General features: G+C 52.8%; 19 protein-coding genes. 10 read left to right on the forward strand and 9 right to left on the reverse strand.

Annotated elements, in window-relative coordinates:
* Positions 1-81: 81 nt before the first annotated feature.
* The 5 genes from ppx to purM form a co-directional block, all read right to left on the reverse strand.
* The gene (gene ppx, locus UC15_RS05930) at positions 82-1,626 is read right to left on the reverse strand and encodes an exopolyphosphatase (protein WP_112287570.1); all 1,545 of its coding nucleotides are present in this window, start codon (positions 1,624-1,626) and stop codon (positions 82-84) included.
* Positions 1,627-1,648: 22 nt separating this feature from the next.
* The gene (gene ppk1 / locus UC15_RS05935) at positions 1,649-3,718 is read right to left on the reverse strand and encodes a polyphosphate kinase 1 (RefSeq protein WP_112287571.1); all 2,070 of its coding nucleotides are present in this window, start codon (positions 3,716-3,718) and stop codon (positions 1,649-1,651) included.
* 355 nt (positions 3,719-4,073) lie between these two features.
* The gene (speG, locus tag UC15_RS05940; RefSeq protein WP_112287572.1) at positions 4,074-4,649 is read right to left on the reverse strand and encodes a spermidine N1-acetyltransferase; all 576 of its coding nucleotides are present in this window, start codon (positions 4,647-4,649) and stop codon (positions 4,074-4,076) included.
* A 219-nt stretch (positions 4,650-4,868) separates the two neighbouring features.
* On the reverse strand, positions 4,869-5,507 hold the full coding sequence (gene purN / locus UC15_RS05945) for a phosphoribosylglycinamide formyltransferase (RefSeq protein WP_112287573.1): 639 nt from the start codon (positions 5,505-5,507) through the stop codon (positions 4,869-4,871).
* Between the two features lie 42 nt (positions 5,508-5,549).
* Positions 5,550-6,587, reverse strand: a complete 1,038-nt coding sequence (gene purM, locus UC15_RS05950; RefSeq protein WP_112287574.1) for a phosphoribosylformylglycinamidine cyclo-ligase — start codon at positions 6,585-6,587, stop codon at positions 5,550-5,552.
* A gap of 348 nt (positions 6,588-6,935) precedes the next feature.
* On the opposite strand from purM, the gene upp reads away from it, so the two are divergent.
* The 3 genes from upp (at position 6,936) to hda (ending at position 9,818) form a co-directional block, all read left to right on the forward strand.
* A complete protein-coding gene (gene upp / locus UC15_RS05955) occupies positions 6,936-7,562 on the forward strand; it encodes a uracil phosphoribosyltransferase (protein ID WP_095925026.1) in 627 nt (208 codons plus the stop codon).
* Between the two features lie 91 nt (positions 7,563-7,653).
* The gene (uraA, locus tag UC15_RS05960; protein ID WP_112287575.1) at positions 7,654-8,946 is read left to right on the forward strand and encodes a uracil permease; all 1,293 of its coding nucleotides are present in this window, start codon (positions 7,654-7,656) and stop codon (positions 8,944-8,946) included.
* Positions 8,947-9,110: 164 nt separating this feature from the next.
* Entirely contained in the window at positions 9,111-9,818 is a 708-nt protein-coding gene (gene hda, locus UC15_RS05965) for a DnaA inactivator Hda (protein ID WP_013576559.1), read from the forward strand.
* A 63-nt stretch (positions 9,819-9,881) separates the two neighbouring features.
* Here the strand turns inward: hda and arsC are convergent, their stop codons facing one another.
* Positions 9,882-10,238: an arsenate reductase (glutaredoxin) gene (arsC, locus tag UC15_RS05970; RefSeq protein ID WP_112287576.1), complete on the reverse strand. Its 357-nt coding sequence runs from the start codon at positions 10,236-10,238 to the stop codon at positions 9,882-9,884.
* Between the two features lie 27 nt (positions 10,239-10,265).
* Positions 10,266-11,801, reverse strand: a complete 1,536-nt coding sequence (locus UC15_RS05975) for a M48 family metallopeptidase (protein WP_112287577.1) — start codon at positions 11,799-11,801, stop codon at positions 10,266-10,268.
* A 254-nt stretch (positions 11,802-12,055) separates the two neighbouring features.
* On the opposite strand from UC15_RS05975, the gene UC15_RS05980 reads away from it, so the two are divergent.
* Complete coding sequence (locus tag UC15_RS05980) at positions 12,056-13,120, forward strand: AI-2E family transporter (RefSeq protein ID WP_112287578.1); 1,065 nt, start codon at positions 12,056-12,058, stop codon at positions 13,118-13,120.
* Between the two features lie 75 nt (positions 13,121-13,195).
* Here UC15_RS05980 and bcp read toward each other — a convergent pair whose 3' ends face one another.
* On the reverse strand, positions 13,196-13,669 hold the full coding sequence (gene bcp, locus UC15_RS05985) for a thioredoxin-dependent thiol peroxidase (RefSeq protein WP_112287579.1): 474 nt from the start codon (positions 13,667-13,669) through the stop codon (positions 13,196-13,198).
* 25 nt (positions 13,670-13,694) lie between these two features.
* Positions 13,695-14,261 (reverse strand): glycine cleavage system transcriptional repressor, encoded by a 567-nt coding sequence (locus UC15_RS05990; RefSeq protein WP_112287580.1) that lies wholly within the window; start codon positions 14,259-14,261, stop codon positions 13,695-13,697.
* Positions 14,262-14,406: 145 nt separating this feature from the next.
* On the opposite strand from UC15_RS05990, the gene dapA reads away from it, so the two are divergent.
* The 6 genes from dapA (at position 14,407) to UC15_RS06020 (ending at position 20,807) form a co-directional block, all read left to right on the forward strand.
* Positions 14,407-15,288: a 4-hydroxy-tetrahydrodipicolinate synthase gene (dapA, locus tag UC15_RS05995; RefSeq protein ID WP_095925033.1), complete on the forward strand. Its 882-nt coding sequence runs from the start codon at positions 14,407-14,409 to the stop codon at positions 15,286-15,288.
* Positions 15,289-15,304: 16 nt separating this feature from the next.
* A complete protein-coding gene (bamC, locus tag UC15_RS06000; protein WP_112287581.1) occupies positions 15,305-16,384 on the forward strand; it encodes an outer membrane protein assembly factor BamC in 1,080 nt (359 codons plus the stop codon).
* 56 nt (positions 16,385-16,440) lie between these two features.
* Positions 16,441-17,154 carry a phosphoribosylaminoimidazolesuccinocarboxamide synthase gene (gene purC, locus UC15_RS06005; RefSeq protein ID WP_112287582.1) on the forward strand — a complete coding sequence of 238 codons (714 nt, stop codon included), beginning with the start codon at positions 16,441-16,443 and terminating at the stop codon, positions 17,152-17,154.
* A gap of 220 nt (positions 17,155-17,374) precedes the next feature.
* Positions 17,375-18,253, forward strand: a complete 879-nt coding sequence (locus tag UC15_RS06010) for a neutral zinc metallopeptidase (RefSeq protein ID WP_112287583.1) — start codon at positions 17,375-17,377, stop codon at positions 18,251-18,253.
* Between the two features lie 114 nt (positions 18,254-18,367).
* Positions 18,368-18,820 carry a DUF441 domain-containing protein gene (locus UC15_RS06015; RefSeq protein ID WP_112287584.1) on the forward strand — a complete coding sequence of 151 codons (453 nt, stop codon included), beginning with the start codon at positions 18,368-18,370 and terminating at the stop codon, positions 18,818-18,820.
* A 1-nt stretch (position 18,821) separates the two neighbouring features.
* Complete coding sequence (locus UC15_RS06020; RefSeq protein ID WP_112287585.1) at positions 18,822-20,807, forward strand: tRNA(Met) cytidine acetyltransferase TmcA; 1,986 nt, start codon at positions 18,822-18,824, stop codon at positions 20,805-20,807.
* Positions 20,808-20,870: the final 63 nt, after the last annotated feature.

The raw sequence follows: 20,870 nt of genomic DNA on the forward strand, positions 1-20,870 counted from the left end.
TTCGCGGGTGATTGGGGCATAGAAAATAAAAAGCCCTCTGAGCACGTTGTGCCGGAGGGCTTTTTTATAGCGACAAACGAATTAGTCTTCCGCTGCGCCGTCTTCTTCTTCGAGCATCAGTTTCCAGCCCGTGACGTCATCCCAGTAGCTTTGTTCTTTTTCAAAATCCAGCTGAACCAGGTTGTTCTGCGCCAGATATCCGGCCGGGAAACGCAGGGTCCAGTGATTATCATCGGTAGATAACCGCAGGGATTCCGGTGTGGTCGTGGACTGGCGCTGGTTATTGAGTAATGCGCCAAGACGCAGCAGCTGAATAAGAGGAATATAGTGTTTCTTCTTAAACAGATTCAGGCGTGGCAATTCTTCCAGCTTGATGGCTTTACGATGGAAACGTACCAGCGTCGCCAGCAGAGTTTGCTGTTCCTGATTAAAGCCCGGCAAATTAGTGTTTTGCAGGATATAAGAAGAGTGGCGATGCATTCCGGAGTGGTTAATGCTCAGACCCACTTCATGCAGCATGGCGCTGAATTTCAGCAGTGATTCCAGCTGCGGCTGCACCAGTTTAGTATTTTGCGCTAACCACTGGCTGTATAGCTGCTCGGTGGTTTCCAGCACGCGGCGCGCCTGTTCCCGGTCGATATTGTAATGGTCGGCCAGACTTTTCGCGGTACGCGTGCGGATGTCCTGGTGACGGAAACGACCCTCCATCTCATACAGCACACCTTCACGCAGCGCGCCGTCTGAAAGACGCAGCTCTTTGACAGCCAGCGCATCAAATACGCCACGCAAAATCGCCAGTCCCGGCACAAACACTGACTGACGGTCTTCCGATAAGCCCGGTAAATCCAGATCACTGAATTTTTTGAAATTCAGCACCGCTTCGGTCAGCATTTCCAGACGCTCAGGGGTGATCAGTCCGTCTTTCTCCCCCATTGCGACCAGCACTTCGTAAGCCGCTTTGATACTGCCGGACGCGCCCAGCGCATACTGCCAGCCTTGCAGACGGTACTGCCAGGCCAGTGTTTCCAGCTTCTGCGCGGCAGCGAGTTGCGCACGTTTGAAGTTGCTGCGACTGATTTCGCCTTCCGGGAAAAACATCTGCGCAAAACTGACACAGCCCATACGGCGGCTTTCTGCCAGCAAAGGTTCGAAATCTTCGCCGATGACCAGTTCCGTAGAACCGCCACCGATGTCGATGACCAGCTTGCGACCTTTTTCCGGTTGCGTGTGTTCAACACCCATAAAAATCAGACGGGCTTCTTCCTGCCCGGAAATAATTTCAATCGGGTAGGGGATCACTTCTTTGGCACGCCTGAGGAACTCCTCGGCGTTCACCGCCTGACGCAGGGTATGCGTGCCGACGATGGTAACGTTGCTGTCCGGAAAACCTTGCAGACGTTCTGCAAATAAAGCCAGGCAATCCAGCCCACGTTGCATGGCTTCTTCACTGAGCACACTTTTATTGTCGAGACCATCGGCCAGATGAACGCGTTGTTTCAGGCGACCTAAGACCTGCATCGCGCCGTTAACCACGCGCGCGATGACCATATGGAAACTGTTCGATCCGAGATCGATAGCCGCAATTTCCTGTGGCTTGGCGTTCATTGGGCTGTTTTTAAGGGGCATAGTTGTGTAGCGCTCCAGAGATTCAGGCTTGCTGACTTTGTTGTTCCAGATCTTTCAGATATTCGTAAATCGCCAGCTGCGCACGCACTTTGCGACGATTTCCGCGTGGAACATACCGGTTGCTCAGTTCTTTATCAATCACTCTGGCTTTTACCGTGTCACTAAACAGCAGTTCTAGAATATCCAGAACGCGCTGTTTAAGGCGTGGATCGAGCAGGGCGACAGCAACCTCAATTCGGTAATCGATATTACGGGTCATCCAGTCAGCAGAAGACAGGAATACTTTGGTATCGCCACCATTTTCAAAGACATAAACACGGTCGTGCTCAAGATAGCGGTCAATAATACTGGTGACCTGAATGTTTTCGCTAAAGCCCGGTAAATTAGGGACCAGCGAACACATACCGCGGATAAGTAAACGGATTTTCACCCCGACGTTAGACGCGACGTACAGGCGGTCGATCAGTCCTTTATCCACCAGGTTATTGATTTTCAGCGTAATTCCACCTGTGCCGCCAGCCTGTACATTGGCAATTTCTTTGTCAATCAGGCGATACAGCATGTCGCGCGAGTTTTGCGGTGACACCATTAGATGCTCGAAAGAGACCGGCCGGTACGGGTTCTCAATAAAGTTAAACACCCGGCGGACTTCGTTGGTGATGCGCGCATCCGCGGTGAGCAGCGAATAGTCGGTATAAAGGCGGGCGGTTTTCTCGTTAAAGTTACCGGTCCCAATATGAGCATAACGGACAATTTCATCGCCTTCGCGGCGGGAAATAAGAAAGAGTTTTGCGTGAATTTTCAGGCCCGGCGCAGAGAAAATAACGTGTACACCGGCTTCTGTCAGACGTTTCGCCCAGTGAATGTTGGCTTCTTCATCAAAGCGCGCCTGAAGTTCGACGACGACGGTCACTTTCTTGCCGTTGTGCGCCGCGTGGATCATCGATTCGATGATGCGTGAATCTTTCGCAACGCGGTATATATTGATTTTTATGGATAAAACGTTCGGATCGAACGACGCCTGGCGCAGCAGTTCCAGCACGTGTTCAAACGTATGATACGGATAATACAGCAGCACATCCTGCTCGCGGATCGCCGCAAAGCCGTTGCGGAATTTATCGAACCATAAATGACGCAGACGTGGCAGCGGGCGGTTGACGAGATTGGCTTTACCGACATTCGGGAAACTGATGAAATCTTTAAAGTTATGGTAACGGCCACCGGCGATCACAGAATCATAGTTCGAGATACCCAGCTTGCCGCGCAGCAATTCCACCATTTCATCGGGCATATCGCGCTGATAAACAAAACGCACCGGCTCGGCGGTCAGACGCTGTTTCAGGCTCGATGACATCAGTTCCAGCAGGCTCGATTCCATTTCCGTGACCAGATCGTATTCGGCGTCACGGGTCATTTTCATCGAATAGGCATTCAGCGCGTCGTAATCAAAGAAGCCTTTAAAAATATCGTCCAGGCAATAACGCAGAATGTTATCAAGCAGGATCATCGGCTTGCGGCGGCGCGGCGCTTCCGGCGGCAGATTGACGAAGCGCGGCACTTTATCTGAGGGAATTTCCAGCAGCGCATAGTGAATTTCTTCGCCACGGATAATTTCGACCGCCAGATAGGTGTAATCGTCTTTAAGGAACTGCACCAGATTGGTGTCGTGATTAATCAGAATGGGCGTGATGTGCTGGCGCAGATGATGTTTGAAATACTGACGCAACCAGGCTTGCTGATTCTCAGAAACCTGTCGTTCGTTAATCAGGAAGATCTGATTACGCGCCATTTCCAGCAGCAAATCGTTGTAAAGGCTGTCAAATTCCTGATCAATACGCAGAACTTTCGCCTGAATTTTTTTCAGTAAATGACGGGAGGCACCCAGAAAGCCTTGTTCTTCACTGATGAGGATCCGTCGCTTTAAATCGGCAAAACGGACTTTATAGAACTCATCCAGGTTATTGGAGTAGATCCCTAAAAAACGCATCCGTTCGATCAGGGGATTGCTTTTGTCTGCCGCTTCCTGCAACACGCGCTCATTGAAGGACAGCCAGCTTAGTTCTTTCTCGATATAAAGCTTTTCCTGACCCATTTTCACTCCGTTCATTTAGCTTGCAACCTGGCCCATACAGGCAAATTTGCCCGAAAACACCGCAATTTAGCTCAGCTTATTCCTCGTGTTACGGGCCATATTTTCAGGTCAGCGCAACAGGAAGCCGTCAGTGAGAGGGGCCTAGTGTCTGCTATCAATATTGCGAAAGATTGACAGGAAAGTCCAACATAACTGGGGATGATTTCAGGAGAGTTTATATCAGGGGAATAAATGAGAGAAAAAGTCAGGAAAAGTCTTACCGGTGAAGGAGTTCTTTTCCCCTCACCGGTAATTCATGGCCTGATTTTTACTGCGCTTAACTGTACAGCACTAAACTAAACTACACTGCACTAAACTACACCGCGCTGGCGCCAATCAGTGATTCAGTTTTGACCTGAACCGGTTTGGTTTTGTACTTCGCCAGGAATTGCGGCTGGAAAATACACATGCGGATGGCGCTGCGGTATTCCCCGTTCACAAAGAATTCCTGTTTCAGTTCACCTTCGATCTCAAACCCTAATTTGCTGTAAATGTGGATCGCCTTTTTATTTTCTTTATCCACGATTAAATACAGTTTGTAGAGGTTCAGAACCGAGAAGGCATAATCCATCGCCAGACGCACGGCATCACCGGCAAAGCCTTTGCCCTGATGTTGCGGGTCAATGATTATCTGAAATTCCGCGCGGCGGTGAATATGATTAATTTCCACCAGCTCCACTAAGCCGACCGGTCCGCTTTCGAATTCTATAATAAAGCGGCGTTCGCTCTGGTCATGGATGTGTTTGTGATACAAGTCGGTCAGTTCGACGAAAGCCTCGTAAGGTTCTTCAAACCAGTAACGCATGATGCTGGCGTTATTATCAAGACGGTGAACAAACGACAGGTCGTCCTTTTCCAGTGGACGTAATCTGACGCTGTTATGGCTAAACATGGGGTGTTCCTCAACTATAAAAGCCGTTTTATGAGGGTAACCTTCGTAAATATGAGGTCTGAAACAACCGTGTTTCAGATGAAGGTCGCGCACAAACGACGTTTAAACGTGCGCCGGGATGTGCATTATATCGGGTGAAATGTAAACAAATGTCAAATGATGGAAAATAAAAAACCGGCACGTGGCCGGTTTATAGTGAAATTGTGAGGCAAGAGCAGATTAATCTTCTGCGTATCCGCGCTCACAAAGCGGATTGTTATCCAGAAACGCCTGACCGTTTTGCAGTGATAAACGTCCGTCAACAAACCAGCTGACCACCAACGGATAAATGCTGTGTTCCTGCGTTTGCACGCGGGCAACCAGCTCTTCTTCCGTATCCTCAGCAAAAACAGGCACTTTGGCCTGTAAAATCACCGGGCCGCCATCGAGTTCTTCCGTCACGAAATGTACGGACGTGCCGTGTTCAGCATCCTGATTTTCAATCGCCTGACGGTGAGTATGTAAACCCGGATATTTCGGCAGCAGGGAAGGGTGGATGTTAATCATGCGCCCCGCAAAACGCTGAACGAATTCGGCGCTCAGGATCCGCATGTAACCCGCGAGTACCACCAGAGAGGGCTTGAAAGTTTCAATAGCATCAGCCAGTGCAACGTCAAAGGCGATGCGATCTTCGTAAGCTTTTACATCCAGCGCATGCGCCGGAATATCGGCTAAACGGGCTCTTTCAAGCCCGTATGCAGCGATTTTATTACTGAAGACTGCACTGATTTCTGCGTTGATTCGCCCCTGCTGGCAGGCATCGATCAGGGCCTGTAAGTTGCTTCCCTCGCCCGATACCAGAACCACAATCCTTTTCATATCCCTACCTGTCGTCTTCAGTGAATAGAGTGACCTGACTGATTACTCAATAACGACGCGCTTAGCGGAGTCAGAGGCCTTAACATAGCCAATTTTCCACGCTTTTTCACCCTTGTCATTCAGTAACGCAATGGCCTGGTCGGCACGTTCTGCCGGAAGTGCGACCACCATGCCCACGCCACAGTTAAAGGTGCGGTACATTTCGTGACGGCTGACGTTACCGGTAGTCTGCAACCAGGTGAAGACGTCCGGCCATTCCCAGCTGGCTTCTTCGATGATGACCTGAGTGTTTTCCGGCAGTACGCGCGGAATATTTTCCCAGAAGCCGCCACCGGTCAGGTGAACGATACCGTGAACGTCCACGTTTTCGATCAGATTGAGGATCGACTTCACGTAAATTTTGGTTGGTGCGAGCAGGTGATCAGCCAGGGATTTGCCTGCCAGTGTGGTGGTTTCAGGGTCAGTGTTGCTGACTTCCAGAATTTTGCGCACCAGGGAGTAACCGTTGGAGTGCGGGCCACTGGCGGCGAGGCCGATCAGCACATCGCCGTCAGCCACTTTGCTGCCGTCGATAATTTCTGATTTTTCCACTACGCCAACACAGAATCCGGCGACGTCGTAATCCTCGCCGTGGTACATGCCCGGCATTTCAGCGGTTTCGCCGCCGACTAACGCACAGCCAGACTGTTTACAGCCTTCTGCAATACCGGTGATCACACTGGCGGCGATATCGACGTCCAGTTTGCCGGTGGCGTAATAGTCGAGGAAGAACAGAGGTTCAGCGCCCTGAACGATCAAATCGTTGACGCACATCGCGACCAGGTCGATACCGATAGTATCGTGGCGTTGTAAATCCATCGCCAGACGCAGCTTGGTGCCAACGCCGTCGGTACCCGAAACCAGCACGGGTTCACGATATTTTTGCGGCAGCGCGCAGAGAGCACCAAAACCCCCTAATCCACCCATAACTTCCGGGCGACGGGTCTGTTTTACTACACCTTTAATGCGATCTACCAATGCGTTACCGGCATCGATATCTACGCCTGCGTCTTTATAGCTGAGAGAGGTTTTGTCGGTCACTGCGAAGTCCCCACGGCGGTTTGGGTTGGTGGTTGAAGAATAAAGCGGGGCAATTCTAACAGTGGAAGCAAACGTTTGCGAGCGCCTTATTCAGAGTCACTATCTATACTTAAAGATACAACACTTAGCCGAAGTCATTGGCGTTGCAGCAAGGCAGCAAACGAGCGAATCCCGACGAGCTGACTTGAGTCAGTAATTCGGGTGAGAGAGAGCCGCTAACGCCGCTGCGGCTTCAATGAAGAAGGATAAGTTGATTTGGATCAGGCTAATTGGTATGGCGTTCAAAAAAAATGGCGTTATAATCTCGCGATTTTTTTTTGCAGCTCAACCACCTTAGGAGAATAAATAATGAAGATCGTCGAGGTGAAACACCCGCTGGTGAAACACAAGCTGGGCCTGATGCGTGAAAACGACATCAGCACGAAACGTTTTCGCGAACTGGCTTCTGAGGTGGGAAGTCTGCTGACGTATGAAGCGACTGCCGATTTAGAAACTGAAAAAGTCACCATCGAAGGCTGGAATGGCCCGGTGGAAATCGATCAGATCAAAGGCAAGAAAATTACTGTCGTGCCAATCCTGCGTGCCGGTCTGGGCATGATGGAAGGCGTACTGGAGCACGTTCCGAGTGCGCGTATCAGCGTCGTCGGCGTGTACCGTGATGAAGAAACCCTGAAACCTGTGCCGTATTTCCAGAAACTGGTTTCTAACATCGAAGAACGTCTGGCGCTGGTCGTTGACCCGATGTTGGCCACCGGTGGTTCTATGATTGCCACCATCGACCTGCTGAAAAAAGCGGGCTGCCAGAGCATTAAAGTGCTGGTGCTGGTTGCTGCTCCGGAAGGGATCGCCGCTCTCGAAGCCGCGCACCCGGACGTTGAACTCTACACCGCCTCGGTGGATCAGGGACTCAACGAGAAAGGCTACATCATCCCGGGACTCGGTGATGCGGGCGATAAGATATTTGGTACGAAGTAATCAATTAGCCGACTGAAGAGTCGGCTTTTTTTTGGAATTTTTTTGCACGTCATACACAACACAACATCACACCATTGAGAGGATCACATTCATGACCCGTCGTGTCATCGGGGTAAGCGAACGTCCGCCATTGCTGCAGACAATCCCCCTGAGTTTTCAGCATCTGTTTGCCATGTTTGGTGCCACCGTTCTGGTTCCCATTCTGTTTAAGATAAACCCGGCAACGGTGCTGCTGTTCAATGGCATAGGGACTTTGCTGTATTTATTTGTCTGTAAAGGGAAGATACCGGCGTATCTCGGCTCGAGTTTCGCGTTTATTTCACCGGTGCTGTTGCTGTTGCCGATGGGGTATGAAGTGGCGCTGGGCGGATTTATTGCCTGCGGTTTACTGTTTTGTCTGGTGGCGCTGATTGTTAAGAAAGCCGGGATTGGCTGGATCAACGTGATGTTCCCGCCCGCGGCGATGGGGGCAATCGTAGCCGTCATCGGGCTTGAACTGGCCGGTGTCGCAGCGAATATGGCCGGACTGCTGCCTGCCGATGGCGCAGCGGTGGATTCCACCACCATCACCATTTCTCTGGTGACGCTGTCGGTGACGATTCTGGGTTCCGTACTGTTCCGCGGTTTCCTGGCGATTATCCCGATCCTGATTGGCGTGCTGGTCGGTTATGCACTCTCGTTCTTCATGGGCGTAGTGGATGTTTCTGCTATTGAAAACGCACACTGGTTCGCGCTGCCAACTTTCTATACGCCGCGTTTTGAATGGGTGGCTATCCTCACCATCCTGCCTGCGGCGCTGGTGGTGATTGCTGAGCACGTCGGGCATCTGGTCGTGACGGCAAACATCGTGAAGAAAGATTTGCTGCGGGATCCGGGTTTGCATCGTTCGATGCTGGCGAACGGTCTTTCTACCGTGCTGTCCGGTTTCTTCGGTTCTACGCCAAACACCACCTACGGCGAAAACATCGGCGTGATGGCGATCACCAAGGTTTACAGCACCTGGGTTATCGGCGGCGCGGCAATCCTGGCTATTCTGCTTTCCTGTATCGGGAAACTGGCGGCGGCCATTCAGGCGGTGCCGGTACCGGTGATGGGCGGGGTTTCGCTGCTGCTTTACGGCGTCATTGGCGCTTCAGGGATCCGCGTGCTGATTGAATCGAAAGTTGATTACAATAAAGCGCAGAACCTGATCCTGACTGCGGTGATCCTGATCATCGGCGTCAGCGGAGCGAAGATCCACATCGGTGCGGCTGAGCTGAAAGGCATGGCGCTGGCGACGATCGTCGGTATCTTCCTGAGCCTGTTGTTCAAAGTGATTGAGATTTTCCGCGGCGAAGAACAGATCATTGACGTGGAAGATGAGCGGGAAAATCCGCCAGTCTGACCGTGATCATTCCTGACCGTCAGGCAGCTGCTTGCCGGTCAGGTGCTCGGATCGCAAGCGGTTGCACCGGGTACAGTTCATTTCACGACGGATCCTTGCTAGAATTCGGCAGTTCCTTTTATTGACGTGACAACATCTGCGGTCTTTATGCCGCTTCGGTTGAGGTGCTTCTGAATACGCCGGCACAGCTTTCCCTGCCACTTTATCTACCCGATGATGAAACCTTTGCCAGTTTTTATCCGGGGGAAAACCCTTCTCTGCTATCTGCCATTCAGAGCGCATTGCATCAGGAACACGGCACTTATATTTATTTCTGGTCACGCGAAGGCGGCGGCCGCAGCCATCTGTTACACGCAGCTTGCGCAGAATTATCGCAGCGCGGCGAAGCGGTGGGGTATGTGCCTTTAGACAAGCGGGCTTATTTCGTGCCGGAAGTGCTGGACGGCATGGAGCATCTGGCGCTGGTGTGTATCGATAATATCGAAGGCATTGCCGGTGATGATGAATGGGAAGCCGCTGTTTTCCATCTTTATAACCGCATTCTTGAAACCGGTCGCACGCGTCTGTTTATTACCGGCGATCGTCCTCCGCGTCAGCTGAATCTCAGTCTGCCAGATCTGGCTTCCCGTCTCGACTGGGGGCAAATCTACAAACTTCAGCCACTTTCCGACGAAGAAAAACTTCAGGCATTGCAGTTGCGCGCCAAACTGCGCGGCTTTGAACTGCCGGAAGACGTGGGCCGCTTCCTGTTAAAACGGCTGGACAGGGAAATGCGTACGCTGTTTATGACGCTCGATCAGCTCGATCGCGCATCTATCACCGCGCAACGCAAACTGACGATCCCGTTCGTGAAAGAAATTCTCGGGCTGTGAGCGGAAGGCTTTAATGGGAAAGGACAGCCGGGTTCGTAACCGAACCCGAATGTACTGGCGGGGTTATAAAATCTCTTTAACCTGTTCCGGCGGACGACCTAAACGCGCTTTGCCGTTGGCAACCACTATCGGACGTTCAATCAGCCGCGGATGATCCGCCATTGCCTGTAACAGTTGTTCCTCGCTCAGGTCTTTGTCGTTAAGATTCAGATCCTTATAAATCTGCTCGCCTTTGCGCATCAGTTCCCGCGCTGAGCTAAAGCCCAGCAGCCCCAGCAGTTCTTTCAGCTTGTCCACCGACGGCTGAGTTTCCAGATACAAAATCACCTGCGGCTCAATGCCTTCTGCTTCCAGTAATTTCAGGGTTTCACGGCTTTTTGAACACGCCGGATTGTGGTAAATCTCGACATCATGTGGCATTAACATTTCTCCATTCTGGCGTTGAAATCAGCCTTTCTGATATTGACGGAATCGCCCCTGCAATTGACGAAGCTGGTCGATGCGTGCGTCGTAACGGGCCTGTTCCAGACTGCCTAATTTTTGTAATGCGCTGGCGTTGCTCAGCATTTCAATCGCCTGATCCAGACGGCCGATTAACGCCATGCTTTCCGCTCTGGCAGCCAGTTCCTGCGCACGCAAACCTTGCGCCGCAGCGGCCTGAGATAACAGATCCCAGCCATTCGGATCACCCGGGTAATTGAAAGTATAGCGGTTGAGGATCTTCATGGCATTGGCCGGTTTCGCCCCTTCGAGGTAAGCGTTGGCCAGATTGAGCTGAAGTACCGGATTTGAACTGGTCGCCGCACCTGCCTGTTCCAGACGCGCAATAGCCTGCGGTGCACGTTTGCTCTCGATATCGGTATCGGTCGCTAAATCCAGCAACCATTCGTTGCCGGGATTTTGTGCCAGCAGCGGCTCGAGGATCGCCCGTGCCTGATCGTATTTTTTAGCTTTGTATAATTGCAGCGCATGGCCGTATTTTGCTGCCAGCTGCTCACGGATATTGCCGTTGCTCAGCTTCAGTAAATAATCATCGCTCAGCGGGAAACTGTCGGAACCGTACATCCCCAATATGCGCACTTTCGCCATGGTGTAATCTTGTGAAGATTGCACAATCGGGTGCGGCATCTGGTTGGCGCGGTTGCGGATATCGGCCAGACGGCTGTCGGGTAACGGGTGCGTCAGCAGCATTTCCGGCGGGCGGGTCGAATAGCTGGCCTGATCGGCCAGTTTTTGCAGGAAGGCGGGCATGGCCTGCGGATCAAATCCGGCACGCTGCAAAACCTGAATGCCGATACGGTCCGCTTCCTGCTCATTGCCTTGCGTGAAGCTGATCATGCCTTGCTGCGTGCCCGCCAGCGTACCGGTCAGCGCTGCCATGCCCATCTGCGGGCTGGCCATCGCCAGGAGGATAGAGCCTAGTGCGCCCACCCAGGTCAGCGGGGCATTGCGCTGTTGATCTTCCATCGCGCGCGCCAGATGGCGCTGGGTCACGTGGGAAATTTCGTGCGCCATAACGGAAGCCAGCTGGCTCTCATTATCGGTATAACGGAACAGGGAAGAGTGGATCACCACGTTGCCGCCAAAGAAAGCAAAGGCGTTCAGTTCATCGTTATTGACGATAAAAAAATGAAAAGGAGTACGGACGGAATAAGCGTGTGCTACCAGCCGCTGGCCAAGTTCATTGACGTACTGATTAAGCAGCGGATCGTTAATCAGCGGCGTGCTGGCGCGCATCTGACGGACGTAAAAATCGCCCATCTGTAGTTCCTGATTGATGCTCAGCGTGCCGCCGGCGGTGGTACCGATATCGGGTAACTGATCGCTTACCGGCGGAGCCAGGGGTGAACTGGTTTTGGCAGAACTCACCGGCGTTGACCAGAATGAACTGTCATCCGCACCTGCGGGCAGAATAGAGCCTGTGAGCAGGCTGCCCAGACACAGGGCAATCACCGTTTTTTTCAACCGCATGACCATAAACATTTGCTTCCCAATAAGTGAACCGCGATACCGATGAGCTTTGCGAGCCTTTCTTCCATGATCAGTGAGTCAGACCATTATTTTCTGACGCTTTTCTTTGCGCCTGTCTCTATAGTAGCTATCCTCGTGAGAGTTTAAAACACTGTGCAGCTACAGTGGTATGACAACGAATTTTTTAGATAGTTACTTGTGTCTGAGCGCGCAGGGAACATACAGCGCACACCCGCCAGAACAGGAAACTACAGGAGCGTTCTCTGATGTTGGACATGTTGTTACAGTGGTATCGCCGTCGCTTTACCGATCCCCAGGCCATTGCGCTGCTGGCCATCCTGGTCGCGGGTTTTTGTATTCTTTATTTTCTTAATGGCATTCTTGCTCCGCTTCTGGTGGCGATTGTTCTGGCGTATTTACTGGAATGGCCAACTGTTCGTCTGCAACATGTCGGGCTTTCCCGCACGCTTTCCGTCAGCGTCGTGCTGATTATTTTTGCCGGTATTTTACTGCTCGGCATGTTCGTTATTGCGCCGGTTACCTGGCAACAGGGCGTGAATCTGATGACAGATTTGCCCAGTATGCTTAATCGTTTTTACGATTTTGCAGCCACGTTACCCAAGCGTTATCCGGCGCTGGTCGATGCCGGTATCATCGATATGATGGCCGAAAACATGCGCAGCAAGTTATCGGGGCTCGGCGAGTCTGTGGTGAAATATTCACTGGCGTCGCTGGTTGGCTTACTGACGCTGGCGATTTACCTGATTCTGGTGCCGATGATGGTGTTCTTCCTCCTCAAAGATAAAGAGCAGATGCTCAATGCTGTGCGTCGCGTGCTGCCACGCGATCGCGGGCTGGCCGGACAGGTTTGGGTGGAGATGAATCAGCAAATTACTAATTATATCCGCGGTAAAGTGCTGGAGATGATCATCGTCGGTGTCGCCACTTATCTGGTATTTGTGGTGATGGACATGCGTTACTCGTTGCTGATGGCGGTGCTGGTGGGCGTATCAGTGCTTATCCCGTATATCGGCGCGATGCTGGTGACCATTCCGGTGGTGATTGTGGCGATGTTCCAGTGGGGACTCGGCGCGGATTTCTGGACGCTGATAGTCGCGTATCTGGTCGTTCAGGGACTGGATGGTAACGTGATTGTGCCGCTGCTGTTTTCAGAGGCGGTAAACCTGCATCCACTGGTCATTATTCTGGCGGTTGTCGTGTTTGGCGGGTTGTGGGGATTCTGGGGCGTATTCTTTGCGATACCGCTGGCGACGCTGGTCAAAGCCGTGGTTCACGTCTGGCCGGATGAATCACTGAACGAAACGGTCTGATTCTTTCTGCTACCGTACTCAATAAAAAAAGCGCGTCTGCGCTTTTTTTTATGAACGTTTGTCAGGCGTGAGAGATCAGGCAGACTTCTCGTTCAGATAGGCCATCACGATGTCATGGTGGTTAGTGGTTTTAAAGTCGTCGAACACTTTCTCGACCTTGCCATTGCCGTCGAGCAGGAAGCTGATGCGATGGATGCCGTCATAGGTTTTACCCATAAAGGATTTTTCACCCCAGACGCCAAACTGCTCGCAGACCTGATGATCTTCATCGGAAAGCAACGTGAAGTTCAGCAACTCTTTTTCAGCAAAACGCGACAGTTTTTCTGGCTTATCGGTGCTGATCCCCAGCACTTCGACGCCTGCACTTTTCAACTGATCCATGTTATCGCGCAGTCCGCAGGCCTGTACCGTACAACCCGGGGTCATGGCTTTTGGATAGAAATAGACCAGGACACGCTGTCCCTGGAAGTCGGCCAGATTAATTTGTTCACCATCTTGATCGGGTAAACTAAATTGCGGCGCAGGGTCACCGGCTTTCAGTGGGCTCATTGTCTTTCTCCGTATCTTTCAGCTGTTACTGCAGTTTATTTTCATTCTCAGAATAACTAACGACGTTAATACTGCCTTGCGCTTTCAGTTCTGTACATAGCTGATGAAACGCCTGCTCAATAATTGCCGGATCGGTATTTGCCGCGCTGTGCGCCGTGATCTGAATAGAAAGCTGCGCGGGCAACGTGGCGTCCGCCGGACGAGTTTTTGACGCAAGTTCGGCGATATTCATCTGATGCGTATCGAATAAATCGGTAAAACGCTCAATCAGATGCGGCGAGTCTTTGACTTCCACTTTCACCCACACAGTTGCCGGCATCGGCGGGCGTTCATGCGCGCTGGTGCGTTTCATCACAATCAGCAATTCAAGCTCCGCGCCTTTTTGCGGCAGGGTGGATTCAATCAGGGTGATGGCGTTCCAGCTGCCGGAAAGCAGCATGATGAACGTAAACTCATCGCCCAGCATTGCCAGCCGGCTGTCTTCGATATTACAGCCGCAGCTGCTCACCTGACGGGTAATAGTGTTGACGATACCAGGGCGATCGGCACCCAACGCGGTGATGACCAGATAATGTTGTTGTGGCTGCGGCAAAATGGGTCTTCCTGTCGTGCTTTGGAGTATTCCCAAGGTAAACATAAAAAAAACCGCCGGACAAGCGGTTACCGCTCGTTGATTGCTTGCTTTTGCAGTGGTGTCAAAAGTACCATGAGTGACCTGTTTGTGGAGGGGAAGGTCAATGTTTACGGGAAGTATTGTTGCACTGGTTACGCCGATGGACACCAAAGGTGCCGTCGATCGCGCAAGTCTGAAAAAACTGATTGATTATCATGTGTCCAGTGGTACTGCGGCGATCGTTTCCGTTGGCACAACCGGCGAGTCAGCAACGCTGAGCCACGAAGAGCATGGTGACGTGGTCTTACAAACACTGGAACTGGCCGACGGCCGCATTCCGGTGATCGCAGGCACAGGTGCAAATGCCACCGCTGAAGCGATTTCTCTGACGCAACGTTTTGAAAAAAGTGGCGTTGTTGGTTGCCTGACAGTCACCCCTTATTACAACCGTCCGACTCAGGAAGGCCTGTATCAGCACTTCAAAGCTATCGCTGAAAACACCTCCCTGCCGCAAATTCTCTACAACGTGCCTTCACGTACCGGCTGCGATATGCTGCCGCCGACCATCGCGCGTTTAGCAAAATTGAAGAATATTGTTGCTGTTAAAGAGGCAACAGGGAACTTAAGTCGTGTTAGTCAGATCCAAGTGCTGGTTGATGATGAAGATTTCATTCTGCTGAGCGGCGATGACGCCAGTGGTCTGGACTTTATGCAGCTGGGTGGCAAGGGCGTTATTTCCGTTACTGCTAACGTCGCTGCCCGTGAAATGGCACAACTTTGTGAGCTGGCTGCTCTTGGCAATTTTGCCGAGGCGCGTCGCCTGAATCAGCGCCTGATGCCTTTGCATCAGAATTTGTTTGTAGAAGCAAACCCAATCCCGGTGAAATGGGCCTGTAAGGCACTGGGTTTGATGGCAACCGATACGATGCGTCTGCCTATGACGCCGTTAACAGATGCTGCCCGTCCGGTCGTGGAAGAAGCATTAAAAAGCGCCGGTTTGCTGTAACTCTTAGGAAGATTTGATGGCCTCTTTATTTGACAAGAATAGTTTCCAGATGACCCGATTGCAGAAAACAGCCGTAGCAAAAGTCGTGGGTGTTTCCCTGATTATGCTGCTGGCTGCATGTTCCAGTGACCAGCGCTACAAGCGCCAGGTGAGCGGTGATGAAGCCTACCTGGATGCGCCCGCGCTGCATGAGCTGAAAGCACCATCAGGCATGATCCTGCCAGTGCAGAACGGCACTTATGATATTCAGCAAGGCGCAATGCAGGGCGCAGTAGGTAAGCAGCTCGACATTCGTCCACCGGCCCAGCCGCTGGCGTTGCTGAACGGTTCCCAGACTCAGTTCTCCGGCGACACCAGTACCGTGCTGCTGGAAAACACGCCGCAAAACCGCGATTTGTGGAACAACGTCGTTAAAGCTGTTGAGCAAAATAAATTCAAAATTGCCAACCGTGATGACGCGAACCAGACGCTCTCCACAGATTTCGTTGACTGGAATCGTGCGGATGAAGACTTCCAGTACCAGGGCCGTTATCAGATCAGCGTGAAACAGCAGAGCTACCAGCTGGCACTGACCGTGAAAACGCTTGAGCTGAAACAGCAAGATAAAGCGGTGACGTCTACTGCCGAAATCCAGCGCTACAACAGCCAGATGATGAACGCCATCACGGCGAACCTGGATAAAGTGCAGCAGGATACTCAGGCGCGTCTCGATAACCGCCGCGTAGGTGAAATCGACGTCCAGAGCGGCGCTGATGATACCGGCTTACCGGTGCTGATCGTCCGTTCATCTTACGGTGTGGTCTGGGATCGTCTGCCTAATGCCCTGGCGAAAGCCGGCATGAAAGTGACCGACAGCAGTCGTCCGCAAGGCACAATGTCTGTGACTTACAAACCGCTGAATGACGATGCGTGGCAGACACTGGGTGCGAAAGATCCGGGCCTCAGCTCCGGTGATTACAAACTTCAGGTTGGCGACCTCGACAACCGTAGTAGCTTGCAGTTCCTTGATCCGAAAGGACATGCTCTCAGCCAGTCGCAGAATGACGCGATGGTGGCGGTCATGCAGGCCGCGTTTAGCCAGAGCAGCGCAAAATAATACCAAGGGGCTCCGGCCCCTTTTTACATCTGTTTTTTCCACTGGAGTAAGTAAAGATGCAAAAGTTAGCTGAGTTGTATCGCGGCAAGGCGAAAACCGTCTACACCACCGAAAACCCGGACCTTCTGGTACTGGAGTTCCGTAACGATACGTCAGCACTGGATGGTCAGCGTATTGAGCAGTTCGACCGTAAAGGTATGGTTAACAACAAATTTAACCATTTCATCATGGCTAAGCTGGAAGAAGCCGGTATTCCTACGCAAATGGAACGCCTGTTGTCTGACACCGAAGTACTGGTGAAAAAACTGGATATGGTCCCGGTTGAATGCGTTATCCGTAACCGTGCTGCTGGCTCGCTGGTAAAACGTCTGGGCATTGAAGAAGGTCTGGAACTGAACCCGCCGTTGTTCGACCTGTTCCTGAAAAACGATGCGATGCACGATCCGATGGTCAACGAGTCTTACTGCAAAACGTTTGGCTGGGTGAACGAAGAAAACCTCGTGCGCATGAAAGAGCTGAGCTACAAAGCCAACGACGTGCTGAGCAAACTGTTTGATGATGCGGGTCTGATCCTGGTCGATTTCAAACTGGAATTCGGTCTGTTCAACGGTGAAGTGGTGCTGGGTGATGAGTTCTCACCAGACGGCAGCCGCCTGTGGGATAAAGAAACCCTGAACAAGATGGACAAAGACCGTTATCGCCAGAGCCTCGGTGGCCTGATTGAAGCCTATGAAGAAGTGGCTCACCGTATCGGTGTGAAACTGGACTAAGCGGCGCGTTATTTTTTTAGCCAGACTGCGCAATCGTTTACGCGGTGCGCACTTAACGGGTGATGGTCTCCGTCACCCGTTCTCTTTCCTGCATTTAATTTTCCTGTTTTCACACTGATTCCTTTCATTTAATCCCTTCGTCACTAAAATTACGTCCTTTCGCAGATGGTATTAACTGCATGTGCTGGCTAGTCTTAAAAAAAACAGGTTGGAGGTATCTATGCGTTGGCAAGGGCGTCGCGAAAGCGACAATGTAGAAGACAGACGCGGACAGGGATCAAACGGCGGTGGCGGTTTAGGTGGCGGCGGGATGCGTCTGCCTATCCGTGGCAAAAGCGGCATTGTGATTATCATTGTGGTGCTGGTTGCCGGTTATTACGGTATCGACCTCACTCCGCTGATTGACGGCGGGCAGTCCGGCGGTATGCAGCAACAGACACAGTCACAATCCATCAGCCCGAAAGATGATGAGCAGGCAAAATTCACCTCGGTGATCCTCGCCTCAACGGAAGACACCTGGAAAGAGATTTTCCAGAAGCAGGGCATGACTTATCGTGAGCCGAAACTGGTGATGTATCGCGGCGCAACCCGTACCGGTTGCGGTACCGGCCAGTCGGTGATGGGCCCGTTCTACTGCCCGGCGGACAGCACGGTGTATATCGATTTGTCTTTCTATCAGGAATTGCAGAACAAACTCGGCGCGGGCGGTGATTTTGCGCAGGGCTATGTGGTCGCGCACGAAGTCGGTCACCATGTGCAGAACTTGCTGGGTACTGAGCGTAAGGTTCGCGAGATGCAGCAGGGCGCATCGCAGACGGTGGTGAATCAGCTGTCGGTGAAAATGGAATTGCAGGCTGACTGCTACGCCGGTGTCTGGGGACATGCCATGCAGCAGCAAAACGTTCTCGAAGAGGGCGACCTGAAAGAAGCGCTGGATGCTGCGCGTGCCATCGGCGATGACCGTTTACAGCAGCAAAGTCAGGGACGCGTTGTGCCGGACAGCTTCACACACGGTACGTCTGAACAGCGTTATACCTGGTTCAAACGTGGATTTGATACCGGTAATCCGGATCAGTGCAACACCTTCGCCAGCCGCTGATTAACAGGCAATAAGCGCTGGTCTGCTGCCAAAAACTGTTCAATAATCAATGACCGATCCAGAGAGGCTCAGTGAGCCTCTCTTTTTTCCTCATGTTGAACCGCTGGGAATGCCATGGCTTTTCTCGATCCAACCCTTTTGATTTTACTTGTCTTCGCCGGTCTGGGCATCATCAGCCACAACAGCGCCGTCACCATCGCAATGTTCTTCCTTCTTACGGTACGCATTACGCCGCTGAACAACTTTTTCCCGTGGATTGAAAAATACGGTCTGACCATCGGCATTATTATTCTGACCATTGGCGTGATGGCGCCGATTGCCAGCGGAAAAATCAGCGCCAGCACCGTGGTGCATTCGTTCTTTCACTGGAAATCCATTGTCGCCATTCTGGTGGGCGTGCTGGTGTCATGGCTTGGCGGACGTGGCCTGACGCTGATGGGTACGCAGCCGCATCTGGTGGCGGGTTTGCTGGTGGGCACCGTGCTGGGCGTGGCGATGTTTAAAGGTGTGCCGGTCGGGCCGCTGATCGCTGCCGGTCTGTTATCGATGATTGTCGGGAAAACCTGACATGTCAGTCACTTTGCCACAGCAACAGATGCAGCGGCTGGGCGTCCGGCGTTTGCTGGTGTTCAGTGGCGACGCGCTGTGGTGTGAACAACAGGCCATTCAGTTCTGCGCACAGAGTGCCGGTGACTGGCTCTGGCTCAGTGATTCCGCGCCTGACGACGTGAACGCCTGTTCGCCGTCAGCGGCACATACGCTGCTCGGGCAGGATATTTTTCACGGCGTGTTTGATGCCCGCCATAGCCTGAATGTCGAGGCGCTGGCGGCATTTTCCGGCACATTGAAAGCCGGAAGCTGGCTGATTTTACTGGTGCCGGAATGGAGCGCCTGGGCTGACACGCCGGATGCCGATAGTCTGCGCTGGAGCGAACAGCCGCAGGCGATCCCGACGCCGCGCTTTATCCGCCGTTTCCAGTGTTTGCTTGAACAAGACCGCAGCGTCACGGTTTGGCGGCAGAATCAGCCCTTTGAGCTCGCGCCGTTGCCCGTTGCAGCAGACTGGCTGCCACCCGACGGTCGGCCTACCGCTGATCAATCGCAAATTTTACAACAACTGATGCAGGCTCAGTCCGGCGTGTGGGTGCTGACCGCGCCGCGTGGTCGGGGTAAATCGACGCTGGCGGGCATGTTGATCCGTCGGTGGCCGGGCAGCTGTTGCGTGACCGCACCGGCCAAAGCGTCGGCCAGCCAGATACTTAATCAGCCAGCTGAATCTGCTCATTTTATCGCGCCTGATGCGCTGCTGGCGTTATGCCGCGAAGGCGCTGTAACCGGCGCTGACTGGCTAATTATCGACGAAGCTGCCGCTATTCCGGCACCGATGCTTTCAGAGCTGGTTGCGGCTTTCCCGCGTGTGTTGCTGACCACTACGGTTCAGGGATATGAAGGCACGGGGCGCGGGTTCTTACTCAAATTCTGTGCGTCTTTGCCGCAGTGGCATGACCTGCGTCTCAATGCGCCGATCCGCTGGTCATTCGCCGACACTCTTGAGCCGTTCATTAGCGATTTATTGCTGTTTGATGAGCATCTTCCGGTTGCTGAGCAGACGGACGGCACATCAGAAATAGTCCCGGTTAATGCCGGAGACTGGCTGAGTGAACCGGCGTTGTTGCAGGATTTCTACGGCCTGCTTACCAGCGCGCATTACCGTACGTCACCGCTGGATCTGCGTCGTCTGCTGGATGCGCCGGGCATGACCTTCAGCGCATCGCGGATGCACAACACGCTGACCGGCGCGTTATGGCTGGTGGATGAGGGCGGACTGAGTGCGGAACTGGCGCAGGAGGTCTGGGCGGGCAGGCGACGTCCGCGCGGTAATCTGGTCGCACAATCACTCGCGGCTCACGCGGGTTTCACCGAAGCCGCCGTATTACGTTCACGGCGCGTCAGCCGCATTGCGGTACATCCCGCGTTTCGCCGTCGGGGTATTGCTCGCGATTTGCTGGCGGAACAGCAACAGCGTGCGCAGCAGGCGGGGCTGGATTTCCTGTCGGTGAGTTTTGGCTACACATCAGATCTGGCGTCATTATGGCAGCAGGCCGGATTTCGGCTGGTGCGTATCAGTATGCAGAAAGAAGCCAGCAGCGGATGTTATGCCGCGATGGCGATATTACCGCTCAGTGCAGCAGGGCAGGCGCTGGCAGAGAGTGCAGAATATCAGCTTAACCGTGACTGGCGCTGGCTGGCGCCGCAGATGGATCCGGTGTTACCGCTAAACAGCCCGGCAGACACGCAGCCTGACGACGCGGACTGGCGCGAACTGAACGGATTTGCTTTTGCTCATCGTCCGCTGGAAAGCAGTTTACCGGCGCTCAATCGCCTGCTTTTACACAGTGCTTTGCCGCTGACCGCGCTGCGTGCTCATCTGCAACAGGGGCAGAGCGTGGCAGAAATCGTCACGGCGCTGAAACTTTCCGGCCGTAAAGCCTTACTGACCCGCTGGCGTCAGGAGACACAACAGGCACTGAAAGACGCGGGAACTGCGGAATAAGTCACCGGTTTCATTGCAAAAAATGGAAAGACTCGTTCAATAAAACCCGATTTCACTGACCGG

It is taken from the genome of Rahnella sp. AN3-3W3 (genome assembly GCF_003263545.1).
Taxonomy (GTDB): Bacteria; Pseudomonadota; Gammaproteobacteria; order Enterobacterales; family Enterobacteriaceae; genus Rahnella; species Rahnella variigena.